Source organism: Salinisphaera sp. (assembly GCF_035690525.1).
In the GTDB taxonomy this organism is placed as follows: domain Bacteria; phylum Pseudomonadota; class Gammaproteobacteria; order Nevskiales; family Salinisphaeraceae; genus Salinisphaera.
In genome coordinates this window covers 1-6,857 of sequence record NZ_DASSKM010000063.1, presented here as the reverse complement: position 1 = coordinate 6,857, position 6,857 = coordinate 1, and the positions used below count along the sequence as shown (strand labels likewise).

9 protein-coding genes are annotated in these 6,857 nt (G+C 62.8%); 3 read left to right on the top strand and 6 right to left on the bottom strand.

Going from position 1 to position 6,857, the window contains the following annotated elements:
• The 4 genes from VFJ08_RS04925 to fliF all read right to left on the bottom strand — a co-directional run.
• Window positions 1-1,056, bottom strand: a 1,056-nt coding sequence (locus VFJ08_RS04925) for a FliI/YscN family ATPase (protein WP_324995763.1), incomplete at its 3' end; no start/stop codon positions are given.
• A complete protein-coding gene (locus VFJ08_RS04920; RefSeq protein ID WP_324995761.1) occupies window positions 1,056-1,763 on the bottom strand; it encodes a flagellar assembly protein FliH in 708 nt (235 codons plus the stop codon). The genes VFJ08_RS04920 and VFJ08_RS04925, both read right to left, overlap by 1 nt.
• Window positions 1,750-2,748, bottom strand: a complete 999-nt coding sequence (fliG, locus tag VFJ08_RS04915; protein ID WP_324995759.1) for a flagellar motor switch protein FliG — start codon at window positions 2,746-2,748, stop codon at window positions 1,750-1,752. Before fliG ends, VFJ08_RS04920 begins: the two co-directional genes overlap by 14 nt.
• A complete protein-coding gene (gene fliF / locus VFJ08_RS04910; RefSeq protein ID WP_324995757.1) occupies window positions 2,741-4,459 on the bottom strand; it encodes a flagellar basal-body MS-ring/collar protein FliF in 1,719 nt (572 codons plus the stop codon). The genes fliG and fliF overlap by 8 nt, the downstream gene beginning before the upstream one ends.
• Before the next feature lie 250 nt (window positions 4,460-4,709).
• Between fliF and fliE the strand changes: the two genes are divergently transcribed.
• From fliE to VFJ08_RS04895, 3 genes are all read left to right on the top strand, one after another.
• Window positions 4,710-5,036, top strand: a complete 327-nt coding sequence (fliE, locus tag VFJ08_RS04905; RefSeq protein WP_324995754.1) for a flagellar hook-basal body complex protein FliE — start codon at window positions 4,710-4,712, stop codon at window positions 5,034-5,036.
• 167 nt (window positions 5,037-5,203) lie between these two features.
• Window positions 5,204-5,536, top strand: a complete 333-nt coding sequence (locus VFJ08_RS04900) for a type II toxin-antitoxin system RelE/ParE family toxin (RefSeq protein WP_324995752.1) — start codon at window positions 5,204-5,206, stop codon at window positions 5,534-5,536.
• A gap of 2 nt (window positions 5,537-5,538) precedes the next feature.
• Window positions 5,539-5,871 carry a helix-turn-helix domain-containing protein gene (locus VFJ08_RS04895; protein WP_324995750.1) on the top strand — a complete coding sequence of 111 codons (333 nt, stop codon included), beginning with the start codon at window positions 5,539-5,541 and terminating at the stop codon, window positions 5,869-5,871.
• A 132-nt stretch (window positions 5,872-6,003) separates the two neighbouring features.
• On the opposite strand, the gene VFJ08_RS04890 is transcribed toward VFJ08_RS04895, so the two are convergent.
• Both VFJ08_RS04890 and VFJ08_RS04885 read right to left on the bottom strand, forming a co-directional pair.
• Window positions 6,004-6,300, bottom strand: coding sequence for a type II toxin-antitoxin system RelE/ParE family toxin (locus VFJ08_RS04890; protein ID WP_324995748.1), 297 nt, complete (start codon window positions 6,298-6,300; stop codon window positions 6,004-6,006).
• Entirely contained in the window at window positions 6,293-6,535 is a 243-nt protein-coding gene (locus tag VFJ08_RS04885) for a type II toxin-antitoxin system ParD family antitoxin (protein WP_324995747.1), read from the bottom strand. Before VFJ08_RS04885 ends, VFJ08_RS04890 begins: the two co-directional genes overlap by 8 nt.
• Window positions 6,536-6,857 lie beyond the last annotated feature (322 nt).

The window sequence follows — 6,857 nt, the reverse complement described above, 5'->3', positions numbered from 1 at the left end:
TCCGTCGAGGATGGCGCGGGCGGCATCGGCAATCGGATCTTGCTGGTCGTCGCCTTCGGTCAGCACGGTGTAGAAAGCGGTAATGGAGCCGCCGCCATGCTCGGCATTGCCGGCGCGCTCGACCAGGGCGGGCAACTTGGCAAAGACCGACGGCGGGTAACCCTTGGTGGCCGGCGGTTCGCCGATGGCCAGGGCAATTTCGCGCTGGGCCATGGCGTAGCGGGTCAGCGAATCCATGATCAGGAGCACGTTATAGCCGCGATCGCGAAAATCCTCGGCGATGCGCGTGGCATAGTCCGCGCCCTGCAGGCGCAGCAGCGGCGAGGTATCGGCCGGGGCGGCGACGACCACGGCGCGCGCGATTCCGGCCGGGCCCAGTATGTTGTCGATGAAGTCCTTGACCTCGCGCCCGCGCTCGCCGATCAGCCCGACCACGATCACGTCGGCGGCGGTGAAACGCGCCATCATGCCGAGCAGCACGCTCTTGCCGACACCGGAGCCGGCGAACAGCCCGAGCCGCTGGCCGCGCCCGACGGTGAGCAGCGCATTGATCGCGCGGATGCCGGTGTCCAGCACGTCGCTGATCGGTGAGCGTTTGAGCGGATTGATCGAGGGCCCGGTCAGCGCCGCATAATCGGCGTCGGCCGGTCGGCCGCGGCCGTCGAGCGGCCGGCCGCGCGCATCGAGCACGCGCCCGAGCAGAGCCGGGCCGACCGGCAGGGATTTGGCCGCGCCGGGCGCGCCGCCGGGCGGGCCGAGCACGGGCCAGACGCGCGCGCCGGCGATCAGCCCGGTGGTTTCCACGAACGGCATGAGCAACAACGAACGGCCGGAAAAACCGACCACCTCGGCCTCGGCGTGTTCGCGCCCGTCGACCTGTTCGATCCAGCAGTGAGCGCCCAGCGGCAGGCGTAGCCCGACCACTTCGAGTACCAGCCCGCTGGCCCGTATGAGCTTGCCGCGCTCGCGTACGCGGGCCAGTGCCGCCACGCGTTTGTGCGTCGTGGCCAGACGATTTTCCCAGCTGGTCAGCAATTGGTCGGCGCGGGCGTGCATCAGTGCTGCGCGTGGCCGACCGCCTGGAGCAGGCGCGTCCAGCGGTCGGCGTCGGTGCTGTCGATTTCGCGTTCGTCGTCCTCGATCCGGCAATCGCCGGCGGCAAGCGACGCATCGGCGCGCAGGTGCCAGCCGGCGCCGGCCAGGCTCTGGCCGAGATAGTGCTCGACCCGGGCCAGATCGTCGGCGGCCACGTACAGCGTTGGCGAGCCGGTCAGCCCCGGATGGTTTTCCAGCAGCTCCTGAACGTCGTCCAGGATATGCTCGGGCCGGATTTCCAGCGCGCGCCCGGCGAGTTGGCGGCCGGTCTCGATGGCGAGTTCGACCAGTTGGCGGCCGATGCGTTCGTCGAGCGCCGCCGCGGCTTCGGCGAACTGCGCGACCAGCCGCTCGATCGGCGCCAGTTGTTCGGCGATCTCGGCGTCCAGGCGCGCCTGTTGCTCGTCGCGGATTTTGGCCTCGCCCTCGGCGTAGCCGGCGGCATAGCCTTCGTCGTGGCCGGCCGCGTAACCTTTCTTTTCGGCTTCTTCCTTGGCGAGTTCGAACAGCGTCATGCTGATCTGATCCTCGCGGCGGCGCCGCGGCGGGCCCTCGGCGACCGGCTCGCCGCTTACCCGGTCGCGCTCGCGCGCCGTCGCGCGGCGTTCCAGCGGGTCCATCCGCCAGCGTTGCCAGGCATTGTCGCGCGGTGGGCTAGACATATTCATCGTCGTCGCCGCTCAGCGTGATTTCGCCGCTATCGGCCAGACGGCGCACGGCGTCGAGGATGCGCTTGCGCTCGTTTTCGACCTGCGACAGGCGCACCGGGCCGCGCATCTCCATGTCCTCGCGCAGCAGATCGGCCGCGCGCGTGGCCATGTTGGAGGTAAAGCGCGCGAACAGGGTTTCGCTGGTGCCCTTGAGGGCGACCGCCAGCATGTCGTTGTCGAGCTCGACCAGGATCCGCTGCATGGTGCGGTTGTCCGCCTTTTCCAGATCCTCGAACACGAACATCTCGTCGATGATGCGCTGGGCCAGGCTCTCGTCGTGCTCGCGCACGCTGGCGAGCGCGGCTTCCTCTTGCGCGGTATTGAGTAGGTTGAGGATCTCGGCCGCCGTGTTCACCCCGCCCATCTTGCTGCGCTTCAAGTTCGGGCCGTCGAGCAGACTGCCGAGCACCTCGGTCAGTTCCGCCAGCGCGGCCGGCTGCACGCCGGAGAAGGTCGCCACGCGCAGAATCACGTCGTTGCGCAGCCGTTCGTCGAAGCACAGCAGCACGTCGGCGGCCTGGCCGCGCTCCAGGTGCACGATAATCGTGGCGATGATCTGCGGATGTTCGTCGCGGATCATTTCGGCCACGACGTTGGCGTCCATCATGTTGAGCGCGTCGATGCCCGAGCCTTCGTTGTTCTCGAAGATGTCCTCGAGCAGGCTGGCGGCGCGTTCCTCGCCCATCGCTTTCACCAGTACCGAGCGGATATGATCGCTGGAGTTGATGTTGATCGCGCCGTATTGGTCGAGTTCGTCGTTGAACTCGCGCAGTACTTCCTCGATCTGCTCGCTGGAGACATTACGCAGCCCGGCCATGCGCATGCCGAGTTGCTGTGCGTCGCGCCCGGACAGGTGCTTGAAGACCTCGGCGGCCGTATCGCCGTCCAACGCCATCATCAGAATGGCGCTGCGGTCCAAACCCGTGCGTTGCCCGCTAAACATCTTCTTTCATCCAGTCTTTGACGATCATGGCCACCATGCGCGGGTCGTCGCGCGCGGCTTCCTGGACATTGCGGATCGCATTATTGTGGCGCTGGCGGCGTTGGTTTCTGAGTGCCTGTTCGGCCGTATCCTCCGCCTCGGGCTCATCGCTGTCCGTGACGGCCGTCATGGTACGCCGCGGAACCGCGACCTCGCTGAACAGGCCGCTACGCTCGGCCAGCGGCTTGACCAGTCGCCGCCACAGCAGCCAAGCCACCAGCGCCAGAACCAGGTATTTCACGATCTTGATCGCCAGCGCCTGGAGCGTCTTGTTCTGCCACCACGCGGGGCCGGCGACCACCGTGGGCGTGTTCGCGGTGGCGGAAAACGGCATCTGTATGACTTCGACCGTGTCGCCGCGAGCGGGCGAATAGCCGATCGCCCCGCGCACCAGGCTGCGAATCTGCGCCATCCGTTCCTTGGACAGCCCGGGCGGCGCTTTTTCGTTGTCGCCGCCGGCCGTCGTCATCGCCTTTTGATTGATGACCACCGCCACCGAGATACGCTGGATTTGTCCGACCGGATCGGTCACGTGGGTGATGGTGTGGTCGAGCTCGTAGTTGGTGGTGTTGCTCTTGGACGTCGAGATCCGGCCCGAGTCGTCCAGGCCCAAAGCGCCGTTGGTCAGCAGCGGCGAGCCGTTCGCGCCCGTTGCGTTGTTATTGCCGCCCGGCTGTTTCGGGTTGTTGATGGGCGAGGGCTGGGCCGGGGTCGGCTGATTGCTGAGCGCGCCGGGCACGCCGCCCCGGTCCTTGTTCTTGTCGACTTGCCGGCTGGTCTGGCGGCTGCGGATCGCGGCTGCTTTGTCGCCGTTGTTCGGGCTGTAGTTCTCGCTGGTGCGCTCGCGCTTGGAGAAATCCAGATCGGCGACCACCTGGGTGCGCACGTTGTCGGCGCCGACGATCGGCGCGAGCAGTTCCTGAATGCGTTGCCGATAAGTCTTTTCGACCCGCGCCTTGTAGGCCAGCCGCGTGCCGTCGACGCCGCCGTGTTTTTTGCCGCCGCCCGACAGCAGATGGCCGCTACCATCGACGATGGTTACCGCGTCCACGGGCAGGCCCGGTACCGCGCTCGCCACCAAATGTTGGATAGCGACGACCTGACCCTTGGCGAGCGCGCGTCCGGCGTACAGGTCGAGCACCACCGAGGCCTTGGGTTGTTTGCGCTTGCGCACGAACACGCTGGATTTGGGCATCGCCAGTTGCACGCGAGCGCCGGAAACTTCGTCGATGGTCTGGATGGAGCGTTCCAGCTCGCCTTGCAGCGCGCGCTGGTAATTCACTTTCTCGGCGAATTCGCTGATGCCGAACGGCTCGTTGTCCATCAGCTCGAAGCCGACGCCGCCGCCCTTGGGCAGGCCTTCGCTGGCCATCTGCAGCCGCAAGCGATCGACCCGCGAGCGCGGCACCATGATCGTGCTGCCGCCGCCGCTAAGCCGGTAGGGCACCTGCAACTGGTCCAGCCGGGCCACGACCTGGCCGCCGTCGCGACTGGCCAATCCCGAATAGAGCACCGCGTAATCGGGTGAACGGGCCCACAGCAACAGTGCGACCAGCACGGCCACCGCCGCTGCCACGCCGATAATCAGCGCAAGGCGCGGCGAGGCGCGCAGGCGGGCCAATAAATCGGCCAGACCGCCGCCCGTCGAAGCTTGGGCTTCGGCGCTGCTCATCCATGTCCCCCCGTAAGGCGGCCCCGTAATCACGGCCGCTGAATACCTCGCCATGACCGCCGTCGGGTCGCGCCAACATGCCGGGGCGGCGACCGCCGCAGCGTGTCGGAGCCCGATTATTCAGTAATCGTTTGACTTCTAAAGCATCGAATAGCCCGCTATTTGGGCGCTATTTGATCGCATGGTGAGTGCCGCGCCTGCGCTAGCCTCGCGACTCTGGCATTAATCGGCGACGCCGACAGGGGGACATATGGCGATCAACGGAGCGAGCATGGGCCCGCTGCTGCAACAGATGCAGGCCGCGGCCGGCCAAGCCGCCGGGCAGACAACCAGTGCGGCCGATAACTCCGGAGGCGGCAGTTTTGCCGAAGCGCTGATCCATTCGATCGACCGTATCGACGCGCTCAAGAGCGACGCCATGGCCGCCGGCAAGGCCTATGAAAGCGGCGTGCCCGGCGTGGGCCTGAACGATGTGATGGTGGACATGGCCAAGGCGGATGTCGCGACCACCATGGGCATTCAGGTGCGCAACCGCGTGGTCAATGCCTATAGGGACATTATGAATATGCCGGTGTAAATGCCGCGGCCGGTTTTGGCATAAACCGCTACATCGGTGTGTCTCCAGAGGGGGTCTACCTTCAAGTCTACTCACGACTCTTTGGCTACCGCGTTAAACGGTTGCTTGGCTCGCGGAACGCATAAGTAGCACTAGCAACAAGCAATCCATTGGCGTACCATCGATGCATGCAGACCATTGCAGAGACGCCCGAATTCATCCGCCGAATTCGCAAGCTTCTCGATGTTGTGGAACACCAGGCCTTGATCGAGTACCTCGCCGAACATCCCAAAACCGGCGACGTGATGAAAGGTACTGGCGGGATACGAAAACTACGGTGGGCTCGCGATGGCAGCGGCAAAAGCGGCGGCGTTCGCGTCATCTACTATGTTCACGACGAGCGAATACCGTTGTACCTGCTCACTGTCTTCGGCAAGAACGAAAAGGCCAACCTATCCAAAGCCGAACGCAACGAACTGGCCCAACTTGTCAGGCTGCTCACGAAGACAGCAGGAGTTTAGATATGAGTGACACGTTCGAAAGCATCAAAACCGGTTTAGAACAGGCGATTGCGCATAGCAAGGGCAAGCCGAGCCAAGTCGTCATCCATGAAATGTCGGCGATGGATGTGAAGTCCGTGCGCGATAAGGTTGGTATGACGCAACGTGAGTTTGCGACGTCGTTTGGGATTAGTCTCGGTACGCTGCGGCATTGGGAGCGCGGGGACCGGCAGCCGCATGGGCCGGCTAGGGTGCTGTTGAATGTGTTGGCTCGGCAGCCGGAGGCTGTGCTTAGTGCTCTTTCCGACAAAGAACCGATCGCCTCAACGCGTGGTTCACGACCTGAACCTATTTAGCGCATAGAAAAAGATTGTAATTAGATCAAGTCTACTCATAATCTTTTCGCCGAGAACGCGAGGGTCAGGGTTAGACCGGGTCGTGCGCACGTAGTCATATCTGGCCCAATCCTTATTTCATTTCCTTAAATGCTATTCAACATCAAAGACATGATTCGCCAACTCCATCTGCTGATGGAGTATGCGAATAACAAAAATGTCTTCGCCTCGGTAGCGGTAAAAAATCGCATGTCGGTGGTGGTCGTGACGATGCACTCCAGCCGCCACCTCCGGGCACTCATGGCTTATCAGCAAAGAACTCGCGAGAAGCTTAAGCGTCTTTTCTAAATCGTCGGTATAAGCATCGGCTTGGCGTGGCCCGAATTCGACCAAGGTGTACTCGAAGATACTAGCGAAATCGTCGGCTGCCAGACGCGACAGCCTATACACGGTGCTTCTGCTTCACTCGCGCTGCGATGTCGTGAAGGGATTCATCGCTCGCGCCACTGCGCTCGCCCTCTTCTATCGCCGCTCTTAGCGCCGCCAGCTGACTCTCTTGACGCTCAAGTAGCCGAAGTGCTGAGCGCATGACCTCGCTAGTCGAGCCGTAACGGCCCGAGGCGATAAGACTTCCTACAAATTCATCCAGCTGCGGCCCAATCGTGACACTCGTTGTTCGGGACATAAGCCACCTCCACCTGTGTGGTTTATTAACGCAGAATAACGGATTTCAGGCAATATGAGAGTGATTGGGGTCAAGTGATTGGGGTCAAGTCTACTCACGACTCGAGCAATATACGACAGTCAACTCAGCCATCATGGGTGAATCGTGCCTCTCTCACTGATGTAGTAACTTGAGCCAAGAATAGTGAGTAGACTTGAACATCCCTCTTATATTTTCAAGGCATTTTAAATTTAACTTCGTAATCTCGCTTATTTTTCAGCATCCGCCAGATGACGCGCACGAGATGACGGCCCAACGATCGTACGGCTTGGTTGTGGCGCTT